This is a genomic window from Salinibacterium sp. 10G20-15 (genome assembly GCF_057365065.1).
The window spans coordinates 658,679-685,230 of record NZ_CP195118.1; the positions used below are offsets into that span (position 1 = coordinate 658,679).

General features: G+C 62.1%; 25 protein-coding genes and 2 tRNA genes. 5 read left to right on the forward strand and 22 right to left on the reverse strand.

The features are described from left to right. Positions 1–71: 71 nt before the first annotated feature. The 5 genes from ACR3YK_RS03095 to ACR3YK_RS03115 are packed head-to-tail and all read right to left on the reverse strand — an operon-like array spanning position 72 to position 4,418. Positions 72–872: a TrmH family RNA methyltransferase gene (locus ACR3YK_RS03095; protein WP_486175779.1), complete on the reverse strand. Its 801-nt coding sequence runs from the start codon at positions 870–872 to the stop codon at positions 72–74. A 1-nt stretch (position 873) separates the two neighbouring features. Continuing rightward, on the reverse strand, positions 874–1,473 hold the full coding sequence (locus tag ACR3YK_RS03100) for a hypothetical protein (protein ID WP_486175780.1): 600 nt from the start codon (positions 1,471–1,473) through the stop codon (positions 874–876). A gap of 7 nt (positions 1,474–1,480) precedes the next feature. After that, positions 1,481–2,065 carry an isochorismatase family protein gene (locus ACR3YK_RS03105; protein ID WP_486175781.1) on the reverse strand — a complete coding sequence of 195 codons (585 nt, stop codon included), beginning with the start codon at positions 2,063–2,065 and terminating at the stop codon, positions 1,481–1,483. Between the two features lie 52 nt (positions 2,066–2,117). After that, complete coding sequence (locus tag ACR3YK_RS03110; protein ID WP_486175782.1) at positions 2,118–3,542, reverse strand: D-alanyl-D-alanine carboxypeptidase; 1,425 nt, start codon at positions 3,540–3,542, stop codon at positions 2,118–2,120. A gap of 45 nt (positions 3,543–3,587) precedes the next feature. Next, the gene (locus ACR3YK_RS03115) at positions 3,588–4,418 is read right to left on the reverse strand and encodes a hypothetical protein (RefSeq protein WP_486175783.1); all 831 of its coding nucleotides are present in this window, start codon (positions 4,416–4,418) and stop codon (positions 3,588–3,590) included. A 336-nt stretch (positions 4,419–4,754) separates the two neighbouring features. On the opposite strand from ACR3YK_RS03115, the gene ACR3YK_RS03120 reads away from it, so the two are divergent. Further along, on the forward strand, positions 4,755–4,937 hold the full coding sequence (locus ACR3YK_RS03120) for a hypothetical protein (protein ID WP_486175784.1): 183 nt from the start codon (positions 4,755–4,757) through the stop codon (positions 4,935–4,937). Positions 4,938–4,966: 29 nt separating this feature from the next. On the opposite strand, the gene ACR3YK_RS03125 is transcribed toward ACR3YK_RS03120, so the two are convergent. From ACR3YK_RS03125 to ACR3YK_RS03190, 14 genes are all read right to left on the reverse strand, one after another. Next, positions 4,967–5,779, reverse strand: a complete 813-nt coding sequence (locus ACR3YK_RS03125) for a hypothetical protein (RefSeq protein ID WP_486175785.1) — start codon at positions 5,777–5,779, stop codon at positions 4,967–4,969. A gap of 70 nt (positions 5,780–5,849) precedes the next feature. Then, positions 5,850–5,922 (reverse strand) — tRNA-Thr (locus ACR3YK_RS03130). A 79-nt stretch (positions 5,923–6,001) separates the two neighbouring features. Continuing rightward, positions 6,002–7,570, reverse strand: coding sequence for an alpha/beta hydrolase (locus ACR3YK_RS03135; protein WP_486175786.1), 1,569 nt, complete (start codon positions 7,568–7,570; stop codon positions 6,002–6,004). A 16-nt stretch (positions 7,571–7,586) separates the two neighbouring features. Continuing rightward, entirely contained in the window at positions 7,587–9,170 is a 1,584-nt protein-coding gene (locus ACR3YK_RS03140) for an alpha/beta hydrolase (protein ID WP_486175787.1), read from the reverse strand. Beyond that, on the reverse strand, positions 9,167–10,333 hold the full coding sequence (locus tag ACR3YK_RS03145) for a DNA polymerase III subunit delta' (RefSeq protein ID WP_486175788.1): 1,167 nt from the start codon (positions 10,331–10,333) through the stop codon (positions 9,167–9,169). Before ACR3YK_RS03145 ends, ACR3YK_RS03140 begins: the two co-directional genes overlap by 4 nt. 9 nt (positions 10,334–10,342) lie before the next feature. Further along, positions 10,343–10,972, reverse strand: coding sequence for a dTMP kinase (gene tmk / locus ACR3YK_RS03150; RefSeq protein ID WP_486175789.1), 630 nt, complete (start codon positions 10,970–10,972; stop codon positions 10,343–10,345). Position 10,973: 1 nt separating this feature from the next. Continuing rightward, entirely contained in the window at positions 10,974–13,868 is a 2,895-nt protein-coding gene (gene topA, locus ACR3YK_RS03155; protein ID WP_486175790.1) for a type I DNA topoisomerase, read from the reverse strand. An 82-nt stretch (positions 13,869–13,950) separates the two neighbouring features. Continuing rightward, positions 13,951–14,349, reverse strand: coding sequence for an Rv3654c family TadE-like protein (locus ACR3YK_RS03160; RefSeq protein ID WP_486175791.1), 399 nt, complete (start codon positions 14,347–14,349; stop codon positions 13,951–13,953). Continuing rightward, a complete protein-coding gene (locus ACR3YK_RS03165) occupies positions 14,349–14,714 on the reverse strand; it encodes a TadE family type IV pilus minor pilin (RefSeq protein ID WP_486175792.1) in 366 nt (121 codons plus the stop codon). Before ACR3YK_RS03165 ends, ACR3YK_RS03160 begins: the two co-directional genes overlap by 1 nt. A gap of 34 nt (positions 14,715–14,748) precedes the next feature. Continuing rightward, on the reverse strand, positions 14,749–15,009 hold the full coding sequence (locus ACR3YK_RS03170) for a DUF4244 domain-containing protein (RefSeq protein ID WP_486175793.1): 261 nt from the start codon (positions 15,007–15,009) through the stop codon (positions 14,749–14,751). 103 nt (positions 15,010–15,112) lie between these two features. Further along, the gene (locus ACR3YK_RS03175; RefSeq protein WP_486175794.1) at positions 15,113–16,030 is read right to left on the reverse strand and encodes a type II secretion system F family protein; all 918 of its coding nucleotides are present in this window, start codon (positions 16,028–16,030) and stop codon (positions 15,113–15,115) included. Further along, the gene (locus tag ACR3YK_RS03180) at positions 16,027–17,133 is read right to left on the reverse strand and encodes a TadA family conjugal transfer-associated ATPase (protein WP_486175795.1); all 1,107 of its coding nucleotides are present in this window, start codon (positions 17,131–17,133) and stop codon (positions 16,027–16,029) included. The genes ACR3YK_RS03175 and ACR3YK_RS03180 overlap by 4 nt, the downstream gene beginning before the upstream one ends. A 149-nt stretch (positions 17,134–17,282) precedes the next feature. After that, complete coding sequence (locus ACR3YK_RS03185) at positions 17,283–17,705, reverse strand: organic hydroperoxide resistance protein (RefSeq protein WP_486175796.1); 423 nt, start codon at positions 17,703–17,705, stop codon at positions 17,283–17,285. After that, positions 17,705–18,196 (reverse strand): MarR family winged helix-turn-helix transcriptional regulator, encoded by a 492-nt coding sequence (locus ACR3YK_RS03190; RefSeq protein WP_486175797.1) that lies wholly within the window; start codon positions 18,194–18,196, stop codon positions 17,705–17,707. The genes ACR3YK_RS03185 and ACR3YK_RS03190 overlap by 1 nt, the downstream gene beginning before the upstream one ends. A 325-nt stretch (positions 18,197–18,521) precedes the next feature. Between ACR3YK_RS03190 and acs the strand changes: the two genes are divergently transcribed. Then, positions 18,522–20,486, forward strand: coding sequence for an acetate--CoA ligase (gene acs, locus ACR3YK_RS03195; RefSeq protein ID WP_486175798.1), 1,965 nt, complete (start codon positions 18,522–18,524; stop codon positions 20,484–20,486). A 78-nt stretch (positions 20,487–20,564) separates the two neighbouring features. On the opposite strand, the gene ACR3YK_RS03200 is transcribed toward acs, so the two are convergent. Genes ACR3YK_RS03200 through sp36 form a run of 3 tightly spaced genes read right to left on the reverse strand, consistent with a single transcriptional unit; the run spans position 20,565 to position 22,702 of the window. Next, positions 20,565–22,082 carry a UDP-N-acetylmuramoyl-L-alanyl-D-glutamate--2,6-diaminopimelate ligase gene (locus ACR3YK_RS03200; protein WP_486175799.1) on the reverse strand — a complete coding sequence of 506 codons (1,518 nt, stop codon included), beginning with the start codon at positions 22,080–22,082 and terminating at the stop codon, positions 20,565–20,567. Next, positions 22,079–22,540: a RidA family protein gene (locus ACR3YK_RS03205; RefSeq protein ID WP_486175800.1), complete on the reverse strand. Its 462-nt coding sequence runs from the start codon at positions 22,538–22,540 to the stop codon at positions 22,079–22,081. The genes ACR3YK_RS03200 and ACR3YK_RS03205 overlap by 4 nt, the downstream gene beginning before the upstream one ends. Further along, positions 22,541–22,702: a Sp36 family protein gene (gene sp36 / locus ACR3YK_RS03210; RefSeq protein WP_192893583.1), complete on the reverse strand. Its 162-nt coding sequence runs from the start codon at positions 22,700–22,702 to the stop codon at positions 22,541–22,543. A 54-nt stretch (positions 22,703–22,756) separates the two neighbouring features. Between sp36 and ACR3YK_RS03215 the strand changes: the two genes are divergently transcribed. The 3 genes from ACR3YK_RS03215 to ACR3YK_RS03225 all read left to right on the forward strand — a co-directional run bounded on the left by ACR3YK_RS03215 (position 22,757) and on the right by ACR3YK_RS03225 (position 26,373). After that, positions 22,757–25,309 carry a transglycosylase domain-containing protein gene (locus ACR3YK_RS03215; RefSeq protein ID WP_486175801.1) on the forward strand — a complete coding sequence of 851 codons (2,553 nt, stop codon included), beginning with the start codon at positions 22,757–22,759 and terminating at the stop codon, positions 25,307–25,309. After that, the gene (locus ACR3YK_RS03220) at positions 25,300–26,271 is read left to right on the forward strand and encodes a metallophosphoesterase (RefSeq protein ID WP_486175802.1); all 972 of its coding nucleotides are present in this window, start codon (positions 25,300–25,302) and stop codon (positions 26,269–26,271) included. Before ACR3YK_RS03215 ends, ACR3YK_RS03220 begins: the two co-directional genes overlap by 10 nt. Before the next feature lie 28 nt (positions 26,272–26,299). Continuing rightward, positions 26,300–26,373, forward strand: a tRNA-Pro gene (locus ACR3YK_RS03225). The last annotated feature ends 179 nt before the right edge of the window (positions 26,374–26,552 follow it).

Below are 26,552 nucleotides of genomic sequence, written 5' to 3' on the forward strand. Positions count from 1 at the left end.
TGCGCAGCTCTGATACAGCCCTGCAGCTACTGCGGGCTCTGTGCTGCTGCTGCCGTGCTGCGCGGCAGCGACTACTCGACCGCGAGCGCGAACATCGCGACCGCAGCGGTCGCCGCAACGTTGAGCGAGTCGATGCCGTGACGCATCGGAATCTGCACAATCGAATCGGCGGCATCGATGGCTTCGCGGGTGAGACCGTGGCCCTCAGTGCCGAGCACGAGCGCGACCTTCTCGGGAGCATCCGCCGCATAGTCGCGCAGCGACACCGCCCCATCTTCGAGAGCTAGCGCCGCGATCTGAAAGCCGGATGCCGTGAGCAGCGCGCGAGTGTCTGTCCAGTTGCCGATGCGAGTCCACGGCACCTGCAGCACCGTTCCCATCGAGACGCGGATGGCGCGCCGATAGAACGGGTCCGAGCACTGCTCAGTGACGAGTACGGCATCCGCCCCGATGCCGGCAACCGAGCGGAAGATGGCGCCCACATTGGTGGGGTCAACGACGTTTTCGAGAATGACAATGCGGCGAGCATCCGCCAATAGGGCTTCGGGCGTCGGCAGTGGCGGGCGATGCAGCGATGCGATGACGCCACGGTGCAGCACGTAGCCGGTCAGCTCGGCGAGCAGCGAGCCGTCGCCCGTGAAGATAGGAACATCGTCGCCTACGAGCTCGACGATCTCGTCAACCGAGGTTCCGAGCGCGAGCACCGAGCGCACGCGATGACCGGAGCGCAGGGCGCGCTGCAGTACGAGTGTCGATTCGGCCAAGTAAAGGCCATGCTCGGTGCCCTGCGCTTTGCGCAGCGCGACATCGGTTTGGTGCGAGTAGTCAGCGAGCCGCGGATCACTGAGCTCGGTGACGGGGAGAACCGGCACGCTACAGCTCTCGGTTCACGCGAATGAGGATCACAGTGCGGCCGTCGCTGCGTTGCCCGCTCGCGGCCTCGAAGCCGGGGCCGGTGACTGACTCGACACCCTGATAGAGCCGCAGGTTATCGAGGCCCAGCGCGTCCGCTTCGGACGCCCACGACAGGATTGGTGCCACCCGGTAGTCACCGGACCGCAGCGGATCAACTGCGCCCTCCGACAATACGACCGTGGCGTACAGCAGCCCAACAGAGTCTTCGACGGTGGCGTAGTGCACGCTCTCAACCTCGGTCTGTGCGGGAAGATCTATATTGGAGAACTCGGCGATCTGTTCGAGAGACACGTCGGTGCAGGTTCCGTTGGTCGCCACGGAGGCGTCGGAGGAATCTGAGAAGTCGGTGGTGGTATCGGAGGAGACAACGCACAGGGTTGCGGTCGTGGGCCAGAGAGCCGTGAACAGCGCGGCACCACCGGCCACGGCGATCCCGATAAGGAGCCCGAGACCGACGAGCAGCGCCAGCAACCGCCAGCCCAAACCTTTGCTGGGCGGGAGAACTTCAGACTCGGCTATGAAGCCGGGAAGGTGAAGCTCTTCGGGAGAATCTGTCATCCCAGGATCACGCTTCGGAAGTGACGAGCGTGATGCCCGACTCCGCCATCGTCGCGAGAGCGGCCGTGCTCGACTCCGGGGCGACACCAGCCACCAGTTCTGTCAGTACCGACACTTCGCGGCCGCTACCGGCGGCATCCAGTGCAGAGGCAAGCACGCAGTAGTCGGTGGCGATGCCAGCAACATCAATCGTGTCCACGCCGAGTCGCGCCAGCAGAGCCGGGAGCGTCTCATCGTCGTCGGTCGTGCCCTCAAAGATGGAATAGGCCGGAACGCCCTGGCCCTTACGCACGTGCACGTTCACGAGTGAGGTGTCGAGGGCGGGGTGGTACTCCGCACCGGGCGTGCCGGCAACGCAGTGAACCGGCCAGGTGTCGACGAAGTTGGGGGCGGCATCCGTCGCAAAGTGGCCACCGTTGCTGTTGTCAGCATCGTGCCAGTCGCGGGAGGCGATCACGACATCGTAGCGGTCAGGATTCTTTCGCAGATAGTCGGTGATTCCGGCCGCCACAGCGGCACCGCCGTCGACGCCTAAAGCGCCGCCTTCGGTGAAATCATTCTGGACATCGATGATGAAGAGTGCAGCAACCACGCTGCCAGTCTAAGTCGCGGCAGCATCCGGCCACAGCGTCGGCGTCACAACGTCAATAGTTAGAGAGGTTACTCCCGCAGGAATACACGCCCGCGACAAGGTTGTCGATCGCTGTGCGGGCATCGGTCGAGATGCCTTCCCCGATGGAGTAGAACGCGAACGCGAGCTGGGTGCCGTCCTCGGCATTGACTACCCCAGCGAGCGAATGCTCTTGGTTGGTCCAGCCCGACTTCGCTGCCACATTTCCGGATGCCGCAGCGGCATCCCCCTCAAAGCGGCTGTACAGGTCGCCGCTTTTGCCGCCGACTGGAAGCATCCCGTAGACGGCACCTACCGCACCGCTACCCGAGGCACCCTGCGCCATGAACTGGGCAGCGAAGAGCGGGGAGACTTGGTTTTTGGGGCTGAGACCCGAGCCATCGGTGATCGTGATCGATCCGGCGTCCGCGAGACCCGCATCCGTCAATGCCCCCTGCATTGCTTGAGTGAGGGTGCTGGCCGCGCCGTCGAAGCCCAACTTCTTGGAGACGAGGCGTGCCAGAGATTCAGCAATGGAGTCATCACCGCTGTTGAGCATTTGTTCCACGAGCACGCCGACGGGCTGCGACTTCACCTCACCGAGAACGGTGTTGCCTACTGCGGCACCGTTCGAGAACGTCACCCCAGGCAACCCGGCTGCCTGGGCGAACGCTTGTCCGGCCGATTTCACGGGGTCGGTGCCACGAGGGCTGATGGCGATCGTCGGATCAGCGCGGTCGCCATTCACCATCAGAGCGGTGGCATAGGAGTGGTAGCCGCCGGTGCGTTCGCGCTCGGGCCAGTTGGGATCCCACGCGTCAGCGGTGGTCCAGAGGGTGGAGTCAAGCACGATCTCGGTGATCGGAACACCGGGGTGGAGTTCTTCATACCGCGTCATGGCCTGCGATGCGAGCTCAGAGATTTGCGGTGCATCGCGGTAGTACGAGGCATTGGTGGTTGCCAGCGTCGGGTCTCCCCCACCAACCAAGACGATCACTCCCGGCTGCGAGCCATCGAGGACCTTCGTGCTGATGCGAGTATCGGCGCCCAAGGTTTGCAGGGCCGCGGCCGCCGTGAACGCGGTCACAATGTGGGCGGGGCTCGAGGCATCCTTTGCCGAACGATTCCAAAGCACGTCACCGGTCGCAACATCCGTCACGACACCAACGAGCGATGGGAAGGCTGCGACAGTTGCAAAGGGATCGACCGAACACGTACGCACAGACACCGAACCGGGGATAGCATCCGGTTGACTCCGCTGTTCGACAGTGACTTCGTCTGGGGTGACATCAACTGCCGTACGAGCGGAGCCAACCGAAATTCCGGCGAATACTGCTACTGCTGCGAGTAGTGCGAAGAGAACCGCCGCAACCGTCACCGTGAATCCAGTGGGGTGCTTGGCTACAAACGCGCGTATTCCTCCCGACGCTTTCGGCTCGCTGCTGGCTGAATCAGTCACCCGGTTATAGTACCCGGATGCCCGGACCCAGCGCCCGCCTGCGGCCTAGCAGTACGTCCAGCGTGCTGCTGCGCGGGTAAAGCTATAGGGCTCATCGATTCCGCCATGAGTCATCGCAAAGGCGATGCACACGCCGCCGGTACCAGCCCCTGGGCGGTAGAGGGATGCGCGGTGGGCGGACGAGTTCCACCACTTGGACGCAACGGTGGCCCCGCTGTTTCCCGAACCGCCTGCAAGGTTTCCATCGCAACCTCGAGCGGGAACGCCATCTGAGCGAGTGGTGCCGTTGTGGCCCCAGCCATCAAGCGGATTTGAGCTTGGGGATTCAGCCATCCAGAACAGTCGGTCTTCCATGCACGAGTCCCAACGGAAATTCGAGAGAGGGATTGGCTGCAAGCAATTAGCGACGCGAATCGAGTTGTAGGCATATGCAAACGATGAAAGGTCACCCGAGGTGGTTCCCGGAACGCCCTGTGACGAGCTGCGGCTCGGCGCGCCGGGCACTCCACCCCCGACGTTGCCCGGGCACGACTGGCCTGCGGCCACGTAGGCCGCACGAATTTGAGCTACGGATGCCGACCCCCCGGTGGCAGAAGTAACAACGATGGGCTTCGGCTTGGGCACCGCCTTCTGTGCCAGGTGTTCTGAGTCAGAGGTCAACGACTTGGCCTCAGCCTTGAGTTGGGCTGCAAGAGACTCTTCGGTGATGCGTTCCACGTTGGCTACTGCAACGACCTCTGGCTCTTCTTCGATCGCCTCAGTGGCGGTCGATGCGAACAGCGGCGATCGCGCTGCCGAGTTGGCGGTTGCGCTCTCCGTGAGCCCTGCTCCGCCTCCCCCGACGAACGGTACTACTCCCACGATTACTACGGTCATTAATGCCGTTAATAACGGAATTCTCCCCATGAAAAAGTCGCCCCCCAGACGAATGAATAGGTTGCAGACCCCTCTGCTTCCTGCTGCCAAAACTAGAGGCGAAATCACAGTTAAACAAGGGAAAAACCCCGGAAACATGCGGAAATACCCGTTAATGGGGGGTCTGGGGGGCGGGTCTATCCTCTGTTTGGGGGACACCACTGTGGCCCGAAAACGCGGGGCTGGACGCCGCTGCGCAGACGTGGAAGTGCGGTTCGGCGCGTCGCATCCGCGGGCGTTTGCAAATCCCCACTCAAGGGTCAATACTTGAGAAAATCACACTCTTTAGGGGAATCCGTGCCGGAAATTACCACCGACCAGTACAGCACCATTTTTGTGCTGTCGATCGCCGCCGGCACCGTCGCCCACGTCATCGGCGTGGCCCTACTGCTCGTCATCGGCATCGCCCTAGGCGCGTTCGCTGTCGGCCTGATCGCGGTGATGGTTGCTAACAAACGCACCGTTGACCCTGGGGAGTAGCTGAACACGGCACGTAGCACCCACTTGCCTTAGTGCGGCGAGCGCAACTGCTCCGGATCCGTGATCGCGGTCTCTGGCCGACACCCCAGTTCTCCCCGTTGGAGTTGGATCGGCGCAGGTCGCACTCGAGAAACCTCGCCATCGACGCGCGCTACGAGCACGCAGTCGTGAGGCGTCGACCCCATTGCAACACCAATACCGCGGTCGTCGACGGCCACGGTGGGCAGCGCTAGCTGCTCGAATGGTCCCGTCGGTTGATCAAGGAGCGCCTCGATGCGTTCTGCGAGCTCGTCCGCGTCTGCTCGGGTTTCGTCGGTGAGCTCCGACAGAACCCGCACCGCCATCTCTTCGGCATTGGAAGCGACGACGAAAACCGTCGAACTGTCTACGAGCGGCGTCACGGCAACAGGATTATCCGGGCACCGCACGCCGCCGGGATCGGCATCGCCATTGAACACCCAGTAGTCGGTAGCTCCGAACCCATTGAACTCGGCTTCGTAACACCCGTCGAAAGCATCGATGTAGTGTTTTCCGCTCTGTACAGCGTCGTACTGAACGTGAAAAATAAGCGCTCCGAAAGGAGCATCAGCATTCTCTTGTTTCATCGCAAAGATGCCCACCAACGTGACGTTGTCGCCCGGCAGAGAAGCGATGAGCTCGACGGCGGAACGCGCGAAGCCATCGATGTCGTCATGGCGCTCGACGCCGATCGTGCGCACGATTTCCGACACAACCGACTGGGCTTGGGCAACGCGGCCACCCGAGGACGCCGGAACACACGCTGCCATTATCGAAACGAGCGCAAGAAGCACCGCGAATCGACTGCCGCGACGGATGACCATTCGCCGAGCATACCTCACGTCAAACGGAGACCAGAGAAGGAAGCGCTGGTGAAACGCATGCGGAGAACGGAGCCGCCTATCAGAATCGAACTGATGACCTTCTCATTACGAGTGAGATGCTCTACCGACTGAGCTAAGGCGGCCGGCCACATTTTCATGAGGCACAGCATGAAAGCTTAGCCGAAGTTTTGGGGTTCCATGACCCACTCGACGAACTCAGGCTTATGCGCCGCAATTCGGGTCGTCATTGGGCACCACTCCGTTGATGAAATACGCGTCAACCGCGCCATCCACGCAGCCCACACCACCGTTGTAGGCAGTGTGGCCCTCACCGTTGTAGGTGATCAACTGAGCGCTCTGCAGCTGTTCGCTGAGCGCGACGCCCCACTCGTAGGGCGTTGCCGGGTCACCGGTCGTGGAGATGATGAGAACGGGCGGAGCACCCTCTCCCGTGAGTTCAGTGATCTCCGGCCCGGTGTATTGGTACGGCCAGTTGATGCACGTGAGGTCACCGGTGGGCGGGAAATCACGATAGGTCGCCGGCGAGGCCGCCTGCATCAGCTTCTGCTGCTCTACAAGCACGGCGGGGTCGGTCTCGACGGGGTAGTCAACGCAATAGATCGCGATGAACGCCTCAAGCGAGTTGTCTGCATAAGTCCCGTCGACATCCCGACTGTAATAAAAGTCTGCCAAGAAGAAGGCAGTGTCGGTCTCTCCTCGTGCCGCTTCGGAGTAAAGGTCGTTGAGGAACGGCCACGAATCCTGAGAGTAGAGAGCCGTGCTCATGGCGATGTCGAGCACGCCGGCATCCATCATGCGCCCGTCGGCACCCGGGATGGGGTTGGCGTCGTAGCGATCGTAAAGTTCCCGAATCGTCGTCAACGCGGCATCCACCCCACTCGTGAACGGGCAATCATCGAACATTTCGGGGCACGCCGCAAGATAGTTCTCCAGAGCGCGCTGGAACCCCGCCGACTGGACCAGCCCTACCTCGAACACGGAAATAGAAGAATCGGTCGCGCCGTCGAGCACAATGCGGCCCACATTCTGGGGAAAGTTCTCAATGTAATACGAACCGATGTCGCTGCCGTAGGAGTAGCCCAAGTACTGCAGCTTCTCGTCCCCGACGATCGCACGCAGCATGTCAAGGTCGCGCACAGTGCTTTGCGTGTCGATGAACTGCAACACCGGTCCAGTGTTCTCGAGGCAGGCCTGGCCGAAGTCGATGGCCGCCTGCTCACTTTCGGCCAACCACTCATCGCTACCGACGGCAGCCTCCGGAATGCCAAAAATGAACTCGTCAAGACCGTCGTCGTCGAGGCACGTCACGGGAGTCGAACGGCCAACACCACGAGGGTCCCAACCAATCACGTCGTAGTTCTCGCGAAGATTCGAGCTCACCGCAAAATCGACATCATCGTGGATGAGGTCAAAGCCAGAGGCACCCGGCCCACCCGGGTTCACGAACAGCGACCCCAGGCTCTCTCCGGTGGCTTCGTGACGAGCCATAACGATTTCGATGTCGGTTTCCGACGACGGATTCGCCCAATCCATGGGTGCGATTGCTGTAGCGCACTGGGCACCATCACCACAATCCACCCACGTCAATACCTGCTCGTAGTAGGGCGCCAGTTCGGCGGACACACTTTCCCCCGTGGGCTGCGAACGCTCACCCAGAAAGTTGTTGAGCAGGTTCACGCACCCGCTCAGCAGCAGGGTGAGAGCCAGAGCCGGCACCAGGAGGGCAAACCTGCGAGCGCGAGAAGCGGGGGCAGCAACGATGGAGTTCACGGCCCGAGCCTAGCGGTTAGCAGCTCGGGTCGCTGGCCGGAACCTCGCCCTTGAGGAGAAAGTCTTCGACCGCGCTGTTCACGCACTCGTTAGATTTGTTGTACGCCGTGTGACCCTCGCCGTTGTAGGTAATGAGGTGGCCGGTATCGAGATTGTTGGCAACCGTTACCGCCCACTCGTAGGGCGTGGCGGGGTCGTTCGTGGTACCGATCACGAGCATGTCTGCGGCCTCTGGAGCCGCGATCGCGGTACGGTCACGCTTCGCCTCCACCGGCCAGTTCGCGCAGCCCGGATCGCCATACGACATCTGTGGGCCAAAAATGGGAGCCGCGAGCGCCAGTTCGGCAGCCTGCTCACGCATGCGTTCGTTGTCGGCGGGCTCGCGGGCATCCAGACAATTGATGGCAATGAACGCTTCGGTTTGGTTCTCGGCATAGGTGCCATCGGCGGTACGACCGTTGTAGTTGTCGGCAAGGTCGAACGCGATCGACGCATCACCCTGCATCACGGTCGTGAAGAGCTGGCGCAGGTACGCCCAGTTGGATTGGCTATACAGCGGCAGGATGATCGCCGTGAACATGGTGCCGCTGCCGAGCTTGCGGCCGTCAGCGTTGGTGAGCGGGCTCTTGTCGAGGCGGTCGAGCAGAGTGCGGATCGTGGTGCGCGATTGGTCAACGGACCCGGTGAAGGGGCAATCGCTTGCGCTGGCACAATCCTCAAAGAACGCATCCAGTGCACCCTCAAAGCCTTGAGCCTGCGCCTTCGTTGCTTCAAATTCGGATGCCGCGGGGTCGACCGCTCCGTCGAGAACGAGTCGCCCCGTCTTCTCGGGGAACAAATCGGCGTACACCTGGCCGAGCAGGGTGCCGTAGGAATAGCCCAAATAGTTGAGCGTCGTATCGCCGAGAGCGGCACGCAGCATGTCGAGGTCACGAGCAGCACTCGGGGTGTCAACGAAGCCCAAGAGCGGCCCTGTCTCTTCGCTACAGCGCTGAGCGAACTGCGCCGAGGCTTCAGTTGCGGCGGCGATCCACTCGTCACTGCCCTTCTCCCCCGGCGTGATGCCGTAAATGTACTCATCAAGTTCAGCCGGGTCGGAGTAACACGAAACCGGCGTTGAACGGTTGACGCCGCGAGGGTCGAAACCGACCACGTCGAATTGCGACTGCAGCGCCTCACTCGTGGCGTAATCCACGCTGTCCGCGATGAAGTCGAAACCGGAACCGCCGGGACCGCCAGGGTTCACGAGCAATGAACCGATGCGATCGTTACCTCGCGCGGGCTGACGAACGAGAGCGAGGTCGATGGTGTCGCCCTCGGGCGCGTCCCAATCCACGGGCGCGATCGCTGTAGCGCACTGCAGGTTGTCACCGCAGCTGTTCCACTCCAACACCTGCTGATAAAACTTCTCGAGGTTTGGCGCAACGGCCTCTTCCGTTGGTGTCGATGTGGTCGACGCCTCGGGTGGGAAGAACCACGACACACAGCCGCTCAGCAGCAGCGAGGTTGCGAGCGCGGTTGCTATTACCGCGGTCGCGCGGGTGCGGGTATGAGCCCTGGAGCGGGTGCGGGTCTGAGCCCTAGAGCGGGTGCGGGTCATGCTCCACGCCCCGACACAGCCACCTTCACGAGCATCGCTTCGAGCGCGAGCGCCGGGGCGACATTGCTCTCGATGCGGCGACGAGCCTCGGCGATACCGTCCATGATGGCCAGCGTTGCCGGAGCCGTCGTGCGGTTCGCGACCGCCGTGAGATTGTCGACAATGCTGAGGTTAATGAGTTCTCCCGGCGCCCCGATCTGGGTCAACAAGATGTCCCGGTACAGCGACAACAGGTCGACCATGATGCGGTCGATGCCATCACGCAGGCTTCGCGTCGCGCGACGCTTCTGGTCTTCTTCGAGGTTCTTGAGTTGCACCCGCAGGGCGGGAGGAACTGTTCCGCCGGGAGCGACACCGAGCGAGCGAAGGGCGCTTTCGCGTTCCTGCGCATCTTTCTCTTCGGTGATGGCTGCGGCATCCGCCTTCGACAGTTCAAGCAGCGACGTCGCCGCGATCACGGCGTCAGAAACGGTGCGGATGTTGAGCACGGTAGTGAGCGCCCGTTCGCGTCGTTCGCGGGCCTCCGCATTGGTGGCAAGGCGGTGAGCCATGCCGATGTGGCTTTGCGCTTCTCGCGCGGCACGCAAGGCAATATCGGGTGCAACGCCATCGCGGTCCTGCAGCAACTGAGCCACGTCTTCGATGGCGGGGGTGCGCAGTCGAACGCTGCGCACGCGCGAGCGGATCGTCGGAATGAGATCTGCTTCGCTGGGCGCACAGAGAATCCAGACGGTACGCGGCGGTGGCTCTTCGAGCGCCTTCAGAAGAACGTTGGAGGTTCGTTCGACCATGCGGTCGGCATCCTCGATAATCATGACGCGGTAGTGGCCAACTGAGGGCGAGAACTGCGAGGCTGCAACGAGCTTGCGCACTTCGTCGATCGAAATAATGACGCGTTCGGTGCTGAGCACACTCAGGTCAGGGTGTGTGCGAGCGAGGACTTGCTTGTAGACCGATTCTTCAGTCTCCTCGCCGCGAGTGCCGAGCAGCGCTGCGGCAAAGGCGTAGGCGATGTTGGAGCGGCCCGAACCGGGAGGTCCCGTGATCAACCACGAGTGCGTCATGGACGATTCTTCGGTGCTGCCCAACGCCGAGGATGAGGCCGCAGCCTCAAGAACGGCGATCGCTTCAGCTTGGCCCGTTAGGCCCTCCCACAACGACATGCGCCCAGTCTAGGCGGGTTGCGGGAGGCGACTCTGGATGCGCTCACGGATTACGGATGCGATCTCGCTGATTTCGCGGGCGGCATCCACGACCAGGATACGATCGGGCTCTTTAGCGGCTCGTTCGAGGAACGCATCGCGCACTCGAGTGTGGAATTCTTGTTTCTCCGCTTCGAGGCGATCGTAGCGAGTGCGGGCGTTGTCGAGCCGCTTGCGGGAATCCGCAGGGTCAAGATCGAGCAACACCGTGACATCGGGGAGAAGTCCCTCGGTTGCCCAGAGAGACAGCTCACGAACTTCGGCGGAACCGAGCACTCTCCCCGCGCCCTGATAGGCCTCGGAGGAGTCAATGTAGCGATCCTGCACCACGATTTCACCGCGTTCGAGCGCGGGGCGCACGACGGTAGCGATGTGGTGGGCACGGTCGGCCGCGTAAATGAGGGCTTCCGCTCGCGGGTCCATCTCGCCGCGGCGATGCAGCACGATCTCACGCAGTTCGAGTCCGAGATCGGAGCCACCCGGTTCGCGGGTCACCACGACGGTGTGCCCTGCTTCGGTGAGCCACTGAACGAGAAGCTGCGACTGCGTGGTCTTGCCCGCACCGTCGCCGCCCTCGAGAGTGATGAAGAACCCGGGCACGCTACTGAGCTTCGGGAGCGGCGGACGCTGAGGCCTTAGCGGCGGGCTTGGCTGCTGCCGGCTTCTTGGCCGCGGTGGTCTTCGCTGCCGCAGACTTCGCTGCTGTCGTCTTAGCTGCCGCGGTCTTCGCTGCCGTGGTCTTCGCTGCCGTGGTCTTGGCCGCTGGCTTCTTTGCAGCAGGCTTCTTCGCCGCCGGCTTCTTGGCCGCGGGCTTCTTCGCCGCCGGTTTCTTCGCTGCCGTCTTGCGCTTGACCGGTCCCTTGGCGCGCTTGTCCGCGAGCAACTGCACGGCGCGGTCGAAGTCGATGTCCTCCACCGTCTCGCCTCGGGGGATTGTGGCGTTGGTGGTGCCGTCGGTGACGTAGGCACCGAAGCGGCCATCCTTGATCTTGATCGGCTTCTCGCTCACGGGGTCAGCGTCGAACTCTTTCAGAGCACTGGATGCTGCGCGGTTGCCGTACTTGGGTTGGGCGTAAAGCTCGACGGCTCCGGCTACGTCGATGTCAAAGATCAGGTCTTCGCTCGGCAACGAACGGGTGTCGGTGCCCTTCTTGAGGTAGGGCCCATAACGACCGTTTTGTGCCGTAATTTCTGTGCCAGATTCGGGGTCGACACCCACCACGCGCGGCAAGTTGAGCAGCTTGAGCGCGGTGTCGAGGTCAACAGTGTCGAGGTCCATCGTTTTAAAAATGGATGCCGTACGCGGCTTTACCGCTGCCACCTTCTTCGGCTTCTTGGCCTTCTTCACTTCGCCGGTCTTGGGGTCGATCTCTTCGACGGGCTCCGGAACGGGCTCAGGTTCCGGCTCGATTTCGGTCACGTAGGGGCCGAAGCGGCCGTCCTTCGCGACGATTTGCTTGCCGTTCTCCGGGTTGATGCCGATAACGCGGTCGCCCACGACGGGAGCTTCGATGAGTTCAATGGCCTTGGCGAGGGTGAGTTCGTCGGGGGCAAGCGCTTCGGGGATGTTGACGCGGCGCGGTTTTTCCGGGTCGTCACTGGGGGTCTCGAGGTAGGGGCCGTATTTTCCGATGCGCAGGGTCACGTCATCCGACAGCTTCATCGAGTTGATTTCCTTGGCATCGATCTCGCCGAGGTTGTCGATGACGGTGCGCAGACCCCGGTATTTGTCGTCGCCGAAGTAGAACGACTGCAGCCACTCAACGCGGTTCTGGCTTCCTCCCGCGATGCGGTCGAGGTCGTCTTCCATGCCTGCGGTGAAGTCGTACTGCACGAGGTCGCCAAAGTACTCTTCGAGCAAACGAATTACGGAGAACGCGATCCAGTTGGGCACGAGTGCCTGGCCGCGCGGTGTGATGTAACCGCGGTCGATGATCGTGGAGATGATCGACGCATAGGTCGATGGGCGACCGACGCCTAATTCTTCAAGCTTCTTGACGAGGCTTGCTTCGGTGTAGCGCGGGGGCGGGCTCGTTTCGTGGCCTTTGGCTTCGATATCGAGAAGCGTGAGGGTTTGGCCTTCCTTGAGCGGAGGCAGTTTCGCTTCCTTGGGCTCAGCGGTGGCGTTGCGCTCTTCGTCTTGACCCTCTTCGTAGGCCTGCATAAAGCCGCGGAAGGTGATGATGGTTCCGCTGGCCGAGAATTCGGCAACGGGCGCTTCACCGGCAGCGATCGTGATGGATGCCGTTGAGCCCTTAGCGTCCGCCATCTGCGAGGCGACGGTGCGCTTCCAAATGAGTTCGTAGAGTTTGAAGTCGTTTCCGCGCAGCGTCGACTGGAGTTCACTCGGCGTACGGAAGGTGTCACCCGAGGGGCGGATAGCTTCGTGGGCCTCTTGAGCGTTCTTGCTCTTGCTGGCGTAGACACGGGGCTTGTCGGGCACAGCATCTGCGCCGTAGAGCGCAACGGCTTGGGTGCGGGCGGCGGAGATGGCCTGCTGCGAGAGCGACGAGGAGTCGGTTCGCATATAGGTGATGTAACCATTTTCGTACAGCGACTGGGCGACACTCATGGTTTGGCGAGCGGAGTAGCGCAGCTTACGGCCGGCCTCCTGCTGCAGCGTAGAGGTCGTGAAGGGTGCTGCGGGGCGACGAGTGTAGGGCTTGGTCTCGACCGTTTTTACGGTGATGGTGGTGCTCGGCATCCGCAGGGCGTCTGCGAGCGTTTGAGCGGCCTTCTCATCGAGGGCTACTGCTTCACCCTTGAGGTTTCCGCGGTCGTCAAAGTCGCGACCGGCAGCAACGCGCTTGCCGTCGAGGCGTACGAGCTTGGATTCGAAGCCGTTGGTTTCGCTGTCGGGCGAAAGCTGGGCAATGAGGTCCCAGTAGTTGGCGGTGATGAAGGCCAGGCGTTCGCGTTCGCGTTCGACGACAAGACGAGTCGCGGCGGACTGCACGCGGCCGGCGGAGAGTCCGGGGCCGACCTTGCGCCAGAGCACTGGGGAAATTTCGTAGCCGTAGAGACGGTCGAGAATGCGGCGGGTTTCCTGGGCGTCAACGAGCGCGGTGTCGACGTCGCGGGTGTTGTTGATGGCCGCTTCGATGGCGTCTTCGGTGATCTCGTGGAACACCATGCGCTTGACGGGAACTTTGGGCTTCAGTACTTGAAGGAGGTGCCACGCGATGGCCTCCCCCTCGCGGTCCTCATCAGTTGCGAGGAAGAGTTCATCTGCTCCGCTGAGCGCCTTCTTCAGTTCGCTGACGGTTTTCTTTTTGGCGTCGGAGACAACGTAGTAGGGCTCGAAGCCGTTATCGACGTCGACGGAGAACTTGCCGAGTGAACCCTTTTTGAGCTCGGGTGGCAGGTTGCGGGGTTCGACAAGGTCACGGATGTGGCCGACCGAGGAGAGCACGTCGTAGTCGTCACCGAGGTACTTTGAAATCGTCTTGGCCTTGGTGGGCGACTCGACAATGACAAGTTTTTTGGTGCCAGACACGGGACTCCTTGGATGATGACGCACTTGACCGGTGGCAGCGCCACTGTCAGCGACACAATACACACACCGACCGCTCACTTGCCTAATCCGCCCCGGTTGGGGGTGGGCCTGCTGTAGCGCTCGTTGTGACCAGTATGCCGAGGATGCGGCGACTTGCGGTAACTGTCACGATACGCCCCTCTACCGTGCACTCCTTTATATGGGCGTCATTTACGCGTGCGAGCAGTTCAGCGTTGTCGCAGGGGTAGCCGGCCACGAGCCCGCTCGCGGTGTCCGCGGCGGCGAGCGCCGCCGCATCCGTTGCGGCGGCGAGGGCGTGACGAACACTGAGCGCCCAATAGAGGGGAACGACAAGCGCGGTGATGGCAATGACGGTCGCGACGAGACCGACCATCAGCAGGGTTCCCGCACCATCATCATTGCGCAGGCGGAGCCCGAGCGCCCGTCGCGAGCCGGTCGCCCGCTCGGGCACGGTAACCACTATCTACCTCCTGCGAGCGCACAGCTACTGGCGCTGAGCGTGAGGGGCAGGAGCCCCAGCAGTGCGTTGCGCGCGGGAGCCGTGACGGTGGCGCAGACGAGGTTGTCGCGCTGGTGGGAGCTGAGCCGTGCTGACGCGACCAGGGCGGATGCGGTGGCGGCGACCGTGCCGGAGCTTTCGTCTCGTGCCAGGCTGCGTGCCGCCGCGGCTGCCGCATCCTGAAGTCGAACTTGTAGCCCGGCGAGCTGCACGCCGCTGAGGCAACACACGAGCACGAGAGCGACGGCGGGCATCGCCAGCGCAAACTCCGCGGTGACGCTGCCTCGCTCGGTGCTGAGTGCGAGTGACGGTGCTGGCGTTCGCACCGTCGCTCGCTGGCGCGTGTGGCGGTGCCCGCGCTCAGGCCGGGATGGAAAGAGCACTGCGCACAATGTCGGTGAGCATGCCGCGTACTTCTCCCGAGCGCAGTACGACGACGAGAAGGCCAGCGAATCCGACGGCAGCGAGAGTCGTGATGGCGTACTCGGCGGTGGCTGCACCGCGCTCAGAGCGGAGACGAAGGCGCAGGCGACGCGAGAGCGAAGTGACGCCGTTGAGCCGCGAGCACTGTGCGCGACCTGGTTCGAGGGCGGGAAACGTGGTGAGGTGCGGGTCGTTCATGAGGTACTCCTTCGTGCGCTGTGCGCAGTCTGCGGCCGAGTGATTCCAGCCTTCCGAAGGCGAGCAGGTGGTGGGCCGAAAGAGTCGATTGTGTGGAACACCGCTAGAACCCTTCGACGGTGGAGGAGATAACGGCCACCATGAGCGGGAGGACCCCGAGCACCATGAACGCGGGAAGCACGCACAGCCCGAGCGGGAGCATGAGCTGCACCGAGAGCGCAGCGGCCGCGGCACGGGCATCCGCATCAGCCGTCAGGCGCAGCTCATCAGCCTCGGCGCGCAAGAGTTCAGCGGCAGGAACGCCCGCCTCGTGGGAAAGCTGCAGCACCTCGTCGAGGTGATCGCCGTCGCCAGGCAACGCGAACCGTTCGAGTGCTGCCGCGACGATCGAGCGGGCCTGAACGAGTGAGCCACCGCCGGAAACGGCGACGGCCATCAGCTCGCACTCGAGTCCCGGGGCCGCGCGCTCGGGTGTCGCCGATCGAACGAGCCTGCGGTTCCACCGCACGGCCACGAGAATCAGCCCGCCGCCCACGACGAAACAGCCCCAGCCGATGGGGGTTGTGAACAGCACGCCCAGAGTGTCGAACCCGAGCAGCGCTCCAAACACGAGCCCCACCGCAGGCAGCGCGAGCACCATGCGTGCGGTGGAAACCGGAGCAGCCAGAGCGGTGGCCACTTCGCGCTGGCTGTGCACGAGCATCCGCAATGCCCTCGCCTGAGTACGCAGCGCACCAGCCAACGGCGCTCCCACTTGCGCGGCCACAAACCACGCTGCAGCGAGAGAATTCCACGCTTGCCGATCAAGAATCGTCAGCCCCGCGGATGCCCGAAAGATGCGCTCTGGCGCCCCTCCCGGTTCGCCGCTCTCCACCGCTACCGCCGCGGCCACGTTGCTCTCGGCGCGGCCGCGCGCAACGTGCTGCCATGCCGAAGTGGGAGTCAAGCCTGCGTGCAGCAGTACGGCCAGGCGCTGGGTGGTGCTGGCAACCTCGGGCAGTTGCGAGGGTGGGGCTTTCATTCGATTTCGGCGATCGTGAGGCGGTCGTTGGCGTCGAGTTCGAGGTGGCCGAGATGGGTGAGTCTGCGGCGACCGTCAACGCGGTCGATGTGCAGCACGGCGCCGATGGCGCTCACAGCTTGGCGGGCGATGGCGCTTGCATCGAGTCCGGCGAGCGCCCCGAGCGCTTCGAGGCGGCTGGGCACATCACGCAGCGAGTTGGCGTGCAGCGTTCCCGCGCCGCCGTCGTGGCCGGTGTTGAGGGCGCTGAGCAGCTCGCGAATTTCGGCGCCCCGACATTCGCCGACAACGAGGCGGTCGGGCCGCATTCGGAGGGCTTCGCGCACGAGAGTGGGGAGCCCATAGCCGCCGGCCCCTTCGAGGTTGGCTTGGCGTGCTTCGAGAGAGACAAAGTGGGGATGGTCGACCCTAAGCTCGGCGACGTCTTCGATGGCGACGATGCGTTCGGTGGGGGAAGCGGCAGCGAGCAGGGCTCCGAGGAAGGTTGTCTTTCCAGCCCCCGAAGCACCAGAAATGAGCACGTTCTCGCGCCGATCGATGAGCGACTGAATGCGTTCGCGAGGCACGTCGTTGAAGAATCCCGCGAAGTCCAACTCGGCAAGCCCGAACGGCTGTCGGCTCGGCACTCGAATGGAAAGTAGGGTGCCACTGGCGGAGATGGGAGGCAGTACGGCGTGCACGCGCACACCCCCGGTCAGCCGCACATCGACGCACGGGGTTGCTTCGTCGATGTGCCTGCCGCCGAGGCCAATGAGGCGCACGGCGAGCGCACGGAGGTCGCTCTCGGTCATGCCGATGTCGCCGATGGGTTCGAGACCAGCGCCGCGATCGATCCACACGTGGTGCGCACCGTTAACGAACACATCGGTGGTGTTTGGGCGCCCCACATAAGGCGCAAGCGGACCGAAGTCGTGAAGTGCGTTTGTTGAAGAAGGCGCGGACCGCGAAGTCGCTAGCGTGCGCGCCACCCCGGCGCCTACACCGAGGCCGCCGCCCCGATGCGAATCGTCAACGGTCTGAGGCTCAGCGGTAAGCCGTCGGCGGGCAACGAAGGGAACCGCATCGGAAAGGACAGGGTTTGTAGGGTGCACAGTGTCAGTCACCCCGCCACGCTAGAGATCCCTGCGCCCGGGTATCGAGGATTTGCGTTCCCCGGCAACAGCGCACACCCCCTCACCGTTGGGGAGGAGAGGTGCGCTGCTGCCGGGAGCTGCTCGCCGTTGGTCAGCGACGAGGTCGAAGTTAGCGCGTATTAGTCCTGCGCGACGGTGATGGTGACTTCGATGTTGCCGCGAGTGGCGTTGGAGTACGGGCATACCTGGTGTGCGGCGTCTGCGAGCGCCTGCGCTTGGTCGACCGCCAGTTCGGGGATCACTACTTCGAGAGTTACGGCGAGCTTGAAGCCGCCGTCATCGGTGGGAAGCAAGTGAACTGCGCTGCCCACGGATGAGTGTTCAATGGCCACCTTCTGGTTGCGGGCAACAAGCTGAAGCGCCGAGTGGAAGCATGCGGCATAACCGGCGGCGAAAAGCTCTTCAGGGTTCGATCCGTTACCTGATCCCCCCATCGCCGCGGGCATTGCCAGATCGAGGTCGACAATGCCGGATGTTGTCTTCACGTGTCCATTACGGCCTGCGCCGGTCGAGAGTGCTTCTGCGGTGTAGAGAGCTTCCATTAGTTCTGCCTTTCAATGACATCGGCTCCAGCTGCGGCTGCGGTGGAGAGGTGTGAGGTGACGTTGTGCAGCGTCGACAACGTCGACGTAAATTCGGCAAAAGTGATGTTCGTGGCGTCAGCGATGCACGCGGGAATGTGCGCCAGTTGCTCGTGCATGGCGAGGCCTTGTTCCGTGGCGCGGACGACTACCCGGCGCTCGTCTGAACTGGACCGCTCTCGGGAAAGAAAGCCGCGCTCTTCGAGCCGCTTGACGAGAGGCGAAGTGGTGCCGACGTCGAGCATCAGCTTCTCCGCGAGTTCGCTGACGGTGACGGCCCGCTGCTCCCACAGCACGATAAGCACAAGATACTGCGGGTAGGTGAGGTTCCACGGCGCCAAGAGAACGGTGTAACGGCGGTTCATGGCTCGGGCTGCGGTGTAGAGCCCGAAGCACAGCATGGAGTCGAGGGCGGAAGCCTCGTGTGCTGCCTCGCCCTGTTCGCTGTCCACAGATCAAGCTTTGCACACAATCACTTTGTGCACAAAACATATCGACGAGAGTTCGGCACCGACGACGACGAGCATTGTAACGACGCCACAACCTGCCGCACGATGGTCTGTTAAAGAGAGAGGGGCGGCGCCCAGTGGGGGGAAAGGGCGCCGCCACAGCGGCCGACGATTGGGGGGAATCGTATTGGCCGCTTGCTGAACTTGCGCCCAGCGACTTTCAGTGTAACGCAACGGTATGGGCGCGCAACGGAGGTTCTAGAATCGGTGGAATACTTTCAGAAAGCTTGTGATCGAGAACCGCAATCACACGATCGAAGAGGATCAAATGACCAGTAATTCTATTGACAGTCTTTTGCATGAATCACGACGTTTTGCCCCGTCAGAGGCCTTTTCTTCCAGCTCCGAAGCGAGCGCCGATCTCTACAGCGCCGCGAAAGAAGACCGTCTAGAGTTTTGGGCTGACAAAGCTCGCGAGTATGTGCACTGGCACAAGCCGTTCACAGAAACACTCGATTGGTCTACCCCGCCCTTCGCCAAGTGGTTTGCCGATGGTGAACTCAATGTCGCCTACAACTGCCTCGACCGCCACGTGCTCGCCGGCAACGGTGAGCGCGTCGCCATCCATTGGGAGGGTGAGCCCGGCGATAGCCGCAGCATTACGTACGCCGAACTGACCGCCGAGGTCAAGCGCGCAGCCAATGCCATGGCTGCCCTAGGAGTGGGCCAGGGTGACGTTGTCGCCATCTACATGCCCCTCGTTCCCGAAGCCGTCATCGCGATGCTGGCGACGGTTCGCCTCGGTGCCGCTCACTCCGTCGTTTTCGGTGGCTTCAGCGCCGAGAGCCTGCGCAGTCGCATCGACGACGCGAGCGCCAAACTTGTTGTCACCGCCGATGGTGGCTGGCGCAAGGGCAAGGTCTTCCCGCTCAAAGCGGCAGTGGATGCCGCACTCGCCAACGGGGAATCCACCGTCACGAATGTGTTGGTCGTGGGGCGCGGCGAGAACGATGTGGAGTGGACCGAGGGTCGCGACCTGTGGTGGCACGATCAGATCGAGGCAGCGGAGCCCGAGCATGAGGCGCAAGCGTTCCCCGCCGAAAACCCTCTCTTTGTGCTCTACACCTCGGGCACGACGGGCAAGCCGAAGGGCATCCTGCACACGAGTGGTGGCTACCTCACGCAGGCTGCGTTCACCCACAAGAACGTCTTCGACCTCAAGCCAGAAACCGATGTGTACTGGTGCACGGCAGACGTCGGGTGGATCACCGGCCACACCTACGTGACCTATGGTCCCCTCGCGAACGGTGCCACTCAAGTGCTGTACGAGGGAACCCCTGACGCCCCGAACCCGGGCCGCTGGTGGGAGATCATCCAGAAGTTTGGGGTGAGCATTTTCTACACGGCGCCCACCGCCATCCGTTCGTTCATGAAGGCCGGGCGTCAGATTCCGGAGCAGTACGACCTCCTTTCGATTCGCGTGCTGGGTTCGGTGGGCGAGCCCATCAACCCCGAGGCATGGATTTGGTATCGCGATGTGATCGGTGGCGGCTCAGCTCCCATCGTTGACACGTGGTGGCAGACCGAAACCGGCGCCATCATGGTTGCGGCGCTGCCCGGCCTCACAACGTTGAAGCCGGGTTCGGCACAGGTTCCCATCCCGGGAATCAAGATCGACATCCTGGGTGAAGATGGCACGCGCGTTGACCCGCCCAACGGTGGACTGCTGGTTGTTTCCGAGCCGTGGCCTGCCATGCTGCGCGGCATTTGGGGCGACCCCGAACGCTTCAAGGAGACGTACTGGTCGAAGTTCCCGCAGCTCGATGGCGAACAGTACTTCGCCGGCGACGGCGCCCATGTTGACGAGGATGGCGACATCTGGCTGCTCGGCCGGGTGGATGACGTCATGAACGTCTCCGGTCACCGCCTTTCGACCACTGAAATCGAGTCCGCTCTCGTCTCCAACCCCATCGTGGCTGAAGCTGCCGTGGTGGGAGCGGCGGATGAGGCGACCGGTCAAGCTGTCGTAGCGTTCGTCATCATCAAGTCGAATCAGGAACACGCGCAGACTGCCGCCGAAGCGAGCGCGCTGCTGCGTCAGCACGTCGCGAAGGAGATTGGCGCGATCGCACGCCCCCGGGAAATCTTCATCGTCTCGGAGCTGCCCAAGACGCGGTCGGGCAAGATCATGCGCCGCCTGCTTCAGGATGTCGCGGAGGGCCGCGAGATCGGCGACACCACCACGCTCGCCGACACCACGGTGATGCAGATCATCTCCGACAAGCTCAACTAGCTCTCGCAGAAACGCTGAAGGCCGGGTCCCCGCGGGGACCCGGCCTTCGACGTTAGTACGCGGTAGTACTGCGTTCCGCTACTTCGCGCGCTCCTTGAGCAGGCGAATGGCGGTGTCGATGTCGCTGAACGGCACGCGCTCATTGCCGACAATTTGATACGGTTCGTGGCCCTTGCCCTGCAAGAGCACTACGTCATCCGGATTCGCGGCGTCAATCGCGTAGGCGATAGCCGTTGCCCGATCGCGGATCTCCACAACTCGCTCCGGATGCTCGAACCCAGCCCGAATGTGCGCCACGATCTGGTCGCCATCTTCGTTGTGCACGTCGTCGTCCGTGACCACGATCACGTCGGAGGCTTCTTCCACGATGCGTGCCATTTCGGGCCGCTTGCCCGGATCGCGGTCGCCCGTGGCTCCGAAAACGGTCACGATGCGAGCGTGACCCGATTCGCGTAGAGCGGTCACGGCCTGTTGCACGGCGTCAGGGGTGTGGCCAGCATCCACGACTACCAACGGCAGTTCGTCGTTTTCGCGGATGCGAGTCATGCGACCCAGCACCGGCTGCAGCGGAGCCAACACCTCGGCGATCTTTCGCGGCTCGACACCTTGCGCCCACAGCACCGTGGCGCACGTCAGCAGGTTGTCGACGTTGAAGCGCCCGATGAGGCCGCTCGCGACGTGGTGGCTCTCGTCCTCGATCACGAGATCGAACTCGAGACCCTCGGTCGTGAGCTGCACGTTGTCAGCGCGAACGCTTGCTTCGGACTGACCCCGCGAGCTCATTCCGATCGCACGCACTCCGGCCGGAACCGTGTGGTGAAAGTGGTTGAGCGCAGCATCGTCGTCAAGATTCAACAGCGCCGTCTGGATGCCCGGCAGCGTGAAAATCTTGGCCTTTTGTGCCGCGTACTCTTCCATCGACCCGTGATAGTCGAGGTGGTCGCGCGTGAAGTTCGTGAATGCCACGATGTCGAAGGCAACCCCATCGACCCGGCGCTGTTCGAGCGCGTGAGAGCTGACCTCCATGGCAACGTTCTTTACGCCAGCACGGTTGAAGTCATCCAAGAACTGGTGAACAGCCGTCACTTGCGGCGTCGTCATGCCCATGTTGATGCGACGCTCACCCGTGATGCCAGCACCGAGCGTGCCAATCGTGGCTGAGCTCGTACCGAGCTGAGCCCAGGCCTGCGTCAACAAGTGCGCAGTCGAGGTCTTGCCGTTGGTGCCGGTGATGCCCACCATCGCCATGGCTGCAGAGGGATGCCCCAGAAAAGCATCCGCCTGAGCCCCGACGACGTCGCGCAAGTTCGCAATCGCATACACCCGCTCATCAAGCTCAACGCCCTCAGCCGCCTTCGCATCCACCAGTACCGCTACGGCACCCTGGGCGAGAGCGGCGTCAATGTACGGCAGAGCCGACGACGCACTCGTACCGATGGCGACGAACACGTCATCCGCACCCGCCTCTCGGCTGTCTTGCACGAGGCGACGAGCCTGAAGCGTTACTCCACTGTGCGCCGCATCCCACAGACCGAGGTCTAGCGGGCGCAGCGGCGCGTTCTCTCCGGCTTGACCGGAGGACCACACTTCGATCACGCGAACTCGAATACGAACTCGACTTCAACCGGAGCGTCGAGGGGCAGAACAGCAACGCCGACAGCGCTGCGGGCGTGCTTTCCCATCTCACCGAAGATTTCAACAAGAAGCTCAGATGCTCCGTTGATGACTCCGGGCTGGCCAGTGAAGCTCGGGTCGGAGGCAACGAAACCGACAACCTTCACGACGCGCGTGATGCGGTCGAGCGATCCGATAGCGCCCTTGGCCGCAGCGAGGCCGTTCAAGACACAGGTCTTGGCGTATTCGTGGGCATCAGCAGCATCCACTTCAGGGCCGACTTTGCCGGTCGCAGGAAGAGCGCCGTCGACCATGGGCAGCTGGCCGGCCGTGTAGACCAAGTTTCCCGAAACCATAGCTGGCAAGTAGGCAGCAAGAGGCTTTGAGGTTTCTGGAACGCTCAGGCCGAGTTCTGCGAGCCGTTCATCGAGCTGCGACATTTAGTTGTTCTCTTCCTTGATCCGTTTGAAATAAGCGACCGGGCCCCCTTCGGGACCGGTACCGACCTGCACAAGTTCCCACCCCTCTGAACCCCAGTTATTGAGGATCGCGGTGGAATTGTGCACCATCAGTGGTGTTGTCAGGTACTCCCATTTAGGCATATTTGCGGCTCCCGTTCAGCATGGCGTTATCAATAATCCCCTACTGTTGATCATATGTCTGCCCTAAAAACTCCGCGTCGCGGCATCATCTCGGCTATCGCCGGATTGATCGGCTTCAGCGCACTCTCCGGCGTGCTCGTTACCGCCATGGTTGCGCCCGCGCTCGCCGTCACCGGCATCACCGCTTCTAGCACCATCGGAATTTTCGATGGGCTCCCCGATTACCTCGAAATCGACCAACAGCCCGAACGCAACACGATCTACGCGCAATACACGGGCAAGGGCAACGTCGACGGCTACCTCCCCATTGCCACCATCTACGACCAGAACCGTCAAGAAGTTAGCTACGACGAGATTTCGCAGTACGCCATCGACGCCGTAGTTGCCGGTGAAGACCGTCGATTCTTCGATCACGGCGGCGTTGACCTCACGTCGCTTGTCCGCGCCGCTGTCGGCAATGTGCTGTCATCGAACATCGAGAGTGGAGCATCCACTCTCACGATGCAGCTTGTCAAGAATACGTTCATCTCCGAGGCGGAATCGCTTCCCACAGAGGATGAACGATCGGCCGCATATCTCGCCGCCACAAGTCAGTCCTTCGACCGCAAGCTCAAGGAAATGAAGCTCGCGATCGGCCTTGAGAAGCGCTACACGAAGAAGGAAATCCTTACCGCGTACCTCAACATCGCCAACTTCGGCAACGCGACGTACGGAATTCAGGCTGCGGCTCAGCGTTACTACAGCGTTGATGCGAAGGATCTCAGCCTCGAGCAGGCGGCCAGCCTCATTGCGATTGTTCAAGAGCCCAGTATTCGTAATCTTTCTGATCCCGAGTACTACGCCTCGAATCAGGACCGTCGAGACGTGATCCTTTCCGCCATGCTCGACGTCGGCGCGATTGACCGCGAACAGTACGACGAAGCCGTCGCCATTCCGGTCGACGAAGAGTCCGTCGACCTTTCTGCCCCGAACAACGGTTGCACCTCGGCTTATAAGTACGCCAAGTGGTTCTGCGACTACGTCGTTAAGAGCGTTCCCGACTTCGAATTCCTCGGTGCCACGAAGGAAGAGCGCAACGCGAACTGGACGCAGGGTGGCTACAAGCTGTACACAACCCTCGACCTCGACGCCCAGATTCCCTCACAGAAAGCAACGTGGACCTACGCGCCCAACAACGAGACCTCGTTCCAGCTCGGAAGCGCCACCTCGACGGTGGAATCGGGAACCGGTCGCGTTCTCGTGATGGCAGAGAACAAGCTCTTCAATGACACCGCTGACGGTGGCGGCATCGAGAGCACTGCCGTGAACTACAACACCAGCTTCGAATATGGCGGATCGAGCGGCTTTCAGCCCGGATCTACCTACAAGGTCTTCACACTCATTGAGTGGTTGAAACAGGGCAAGGGTATCTATGACCGCCTCGAGGGTACCGCGCGCGATATTCCAGGTTCTCAGTTTCTCGACAGCTGTAATGGCCCGCACGGCGGCACCGTCGAGTTTGGAAACAACGCGAATGAGCGCGGCATCTATACCGTTGCCGAAGGCACCGCTGAGTCAATCAACGGTATTTTCTTCTCGATGGCAACCCAGCTCGACCTCTGCAATATCCGCAACGTTGCAGCCGACATGGGGGTCAAGCGCGCAGATGGCAATGAGCTTCAAACCAACCCTGCTTCGATCATTGGTACGAACGAAGTAACGCCGCTCAGCATGGCGTCTGCATACGCTGCAATCGGTGCTGGCGGACTCTGGTGCGAACCGATCATTATCGACAAAGCCGTTGACGCTCGTAACAACGATCTCGGGGGTCAAGAGCCGAATTGTCGTCAAGCAATCTCGCCTGAAGTAGCGGCAACCACGGCCTTCGTGCTTACCGAAGTGCTCAACCGCGGCAACGCAGCCTACTCTGACCCCAACGACGGCATCCCGATCTTTGGTAAGACCGGAACAACTGATGGGGCTAAGCACACGTGGATGGCCAGCGGAACAACTCGCTATGGCACGGCTACCTGGGTAGGCAACATTGTTGGAGCCCAAGACATCAGTCAGGTTTACTACGCGGACGTTCAGGGCTACCGCCTGCGGCACTACATCACTCGAGCCACGGACGGTGCTCTCAACGTCAAGTACCCGGGTGGGGCCCTGCCCGAGCCAGATTCGAGGCTCTTGACCGGCACGGGAACAGAAGTCCCAGATCTTTCGTCGCAAACTCTGGAACAGGCGAAGTCGGTTCTCATCAGTCTCGGCTTCACGTTCAAAGACGGTGGTGAGGTCGACTCCGAACTTCCTGCCGGCCAGGTCGTCAAAACGGACCCTGCTGCCGGCACCCAGTCGGGTCAGGGCGCAACCGTGACCGTCTATACAAGCAAGGGCAATAAGGTCAAGATTCCGGATGCCGTGGCAGACGGCCAATCGAACGACTTCGCGACAGCACAGGGAATCCTCGGCAGTGCCGGATTCTCGAACGTAAGTCAGGCGTGTGAGGAAGTTCCTCCGGGTGACCCGAGTGAAGGCAAGGTGACAGCCTCGAGCCCGTCGGCCGGGAGCTTCGCCAAGACAAGCGCGACAATCACCCTTACCGTGGCGCAGTCGACACCGTGCCCGTAAGTGATCGCGTCTCCGCTGCAGCTACCGCACTCGGTGCGGTAGCTGCAGCGGGGGCCGCCGCGTTCGCATGGGGTGCGCTCGTCGAACGCAACGCGTTCACTGTGAGACACGAAACCCTGCCCATTCTCGATCCCAGTGCACGCGACATCACCGTGCTGCACCTCTCAGATTTGCACATGGCGCCGTGGCAAACGCGCAAGCAGGACTGGGTTCGTGCGCTCGCGATGTACGAGCCCGACCTTGTGATCAATACGGGAGACAATCTCGGGCACACCGATGGCATCCTTGGCATTAAACGGGCTTTCGAACCCTTCGAGGGCACTCCGGGCGTTTTCGTCCACGGCTCGAACGATTACTACGGTCCTCAGTTCAAGAATCCCTTCACGTATTTCACCGGCCCGTCATCGGGGCACCGCACCGTGGACCACCTCGACACGGATGCTCTCAATGCGTTCTTCGAAGACCAACTCGGTTGGCTGTCGCTCAACAATCACGCACGCGCCCTCGAACTTCGTGGTTCGCGACTAGAACTGTTTGGCACCGCTGACGCGCACCGCGGCTGGGAACGGCTTGATCGTCTCCCCGCCAACGTCGAGGAAATGCGCGAGAACGTGGGCTGGGCAGATGACCCGCACGGCCCCCAAACGGTAGCCCTCGGCGTGACGCACGCCCCCTACCGTCGTGTGCTCGACGCTCTGGTGAACAACGGTGCCGACGCCATCTTCGCGGGCCACACCCACGGAGGCCAAGTTCGGGTTCCCGGTATGCCAGCGCTCGTCACGAACTGCGACATTCCTCGCGAGCAAGCAAGCGGTCTCAGCATCTGGCATCACTTGCGTCGGGCAGCGTTCTTGAACGTGAGCGCGGGCCTCGGTACATCGATTTATGCGCCTGTTCGCTTCGCCTGCAAACCCGAAGCTGTTGTAGTGACACTCACGGCCGGAGATATCGGCTATTCTTGATCTATTCGTTGCGTCAGTGACGGATGATCGGGGTGTGGCGCAGCTTGGTAGCGCGCTTCGTTCGGGACGAAGAGGTCGTGGGTTCAAATCCCGCTACCCCGACATTGTGATGTCGCACGACATCGGAATAGTCCGAACTCACATTGTGTGGGTTCGGACTATTTTTTGTGCCGGCGGGTTGGTAGTCGCGGTTGAGGTCAATAATGAGATCCCGCAGAATCTCTCCGGTGGCGGCGCAGGGCTCTAGCCGCGTTCGAGTAATCCGCGAGCGGTGCCCTACT

Excerpts from the sequence above, each read along its gene's own strand:
- ACR3YK_RS03100 (WP_486175780.1), bottom strand. The coding sequence starts at position 1,473 with ATGACAGATTCTCCCGAAGAGCTTCACCTTCCCGGCTTCATAGCCGAG.
- ACR3YK_RS03115 (WP_486175783.1), bottom strand. The coding sequence starts at position 4,418 with ATGACCGTAGTAATCGTGGGAGTAGTACCGTTCGTCGGGGGAGGCGGA.
- ACR3YK_RS03125 (WP_486175785.1), bottom strand. The coding sequence starts at position 5,779 with ATGGTCATCCGTCGCGGCAGTCGATTCGCGGTGCTTCTTGCGCTCGTT.
- ACR3YK_RS03140 (WP_486175787.1), bottom strand. The coding sequence starts at position 9,170 with ATGACCCGCACCCGCTCTAGGGCTCAGACCCGCACCCGCTCCAGGGCT.
- ACR3YK_RS03145 (WP_486175788.1), bottom strand. The coding sequence starts at position 10,333 with ATGTCGTTGTGGGAGGGCCTAACGGGCCAAGCTGAAGCGATCGCCGTT.
- ACR3YK_RS03170 (WP_486175793.1), bottom strand. The coding sequence starts at position 15,009 with ATGAACGACCCGCACCTCACCACGTTTCCCGCCCTCGAACCAGGTCGC.
- ACR3YK_RS03175 (WP_486175794.1), bottom strand. The coding sequence starts at position 16,030 with ATGAAAGCCCCACCCTCGCAACTGCCCGAGGTTGCCAGCACCACCCAG.
- ACR3YK_RS03185 (WP_486175796.1), bottom strand. The coding sequence starts at position 17,705 with ATGGAAGCTCTCTACACCGCAGAAGCACTCTCGACCGGCGCAGGCCGT.
- acs (WP_486175798.1), top strand. The coding sequence starts at position 18,522 with ATGACCAGTAATTCTATTGACAGTCTTTTGCATGAATCACGACGTTTT.
- ACR3YK_RS03205 (WP_486175800.1), bottom strand. The coding sequence starts at position 22,540 with ATGTCGCAGCTCGATGAACGGCTCGCAGAACTCGGCCTGAGCGTTCCA.
- sp36 (WP_192893583.1), bottom strand. The coding sequence starts at position 22,702 with ATGCCTAAATGGGAGTACCTGACAACACCACTGATGGTGCACAATTCC.
- ACR3YK_RS03215 (WP_486175801.1), top strand. The coding sequence starts at position 22,757 with ATGTCTGCCCTAAAAACTCCGCGTCGCGGCATCATCTCGGCTATCGCC.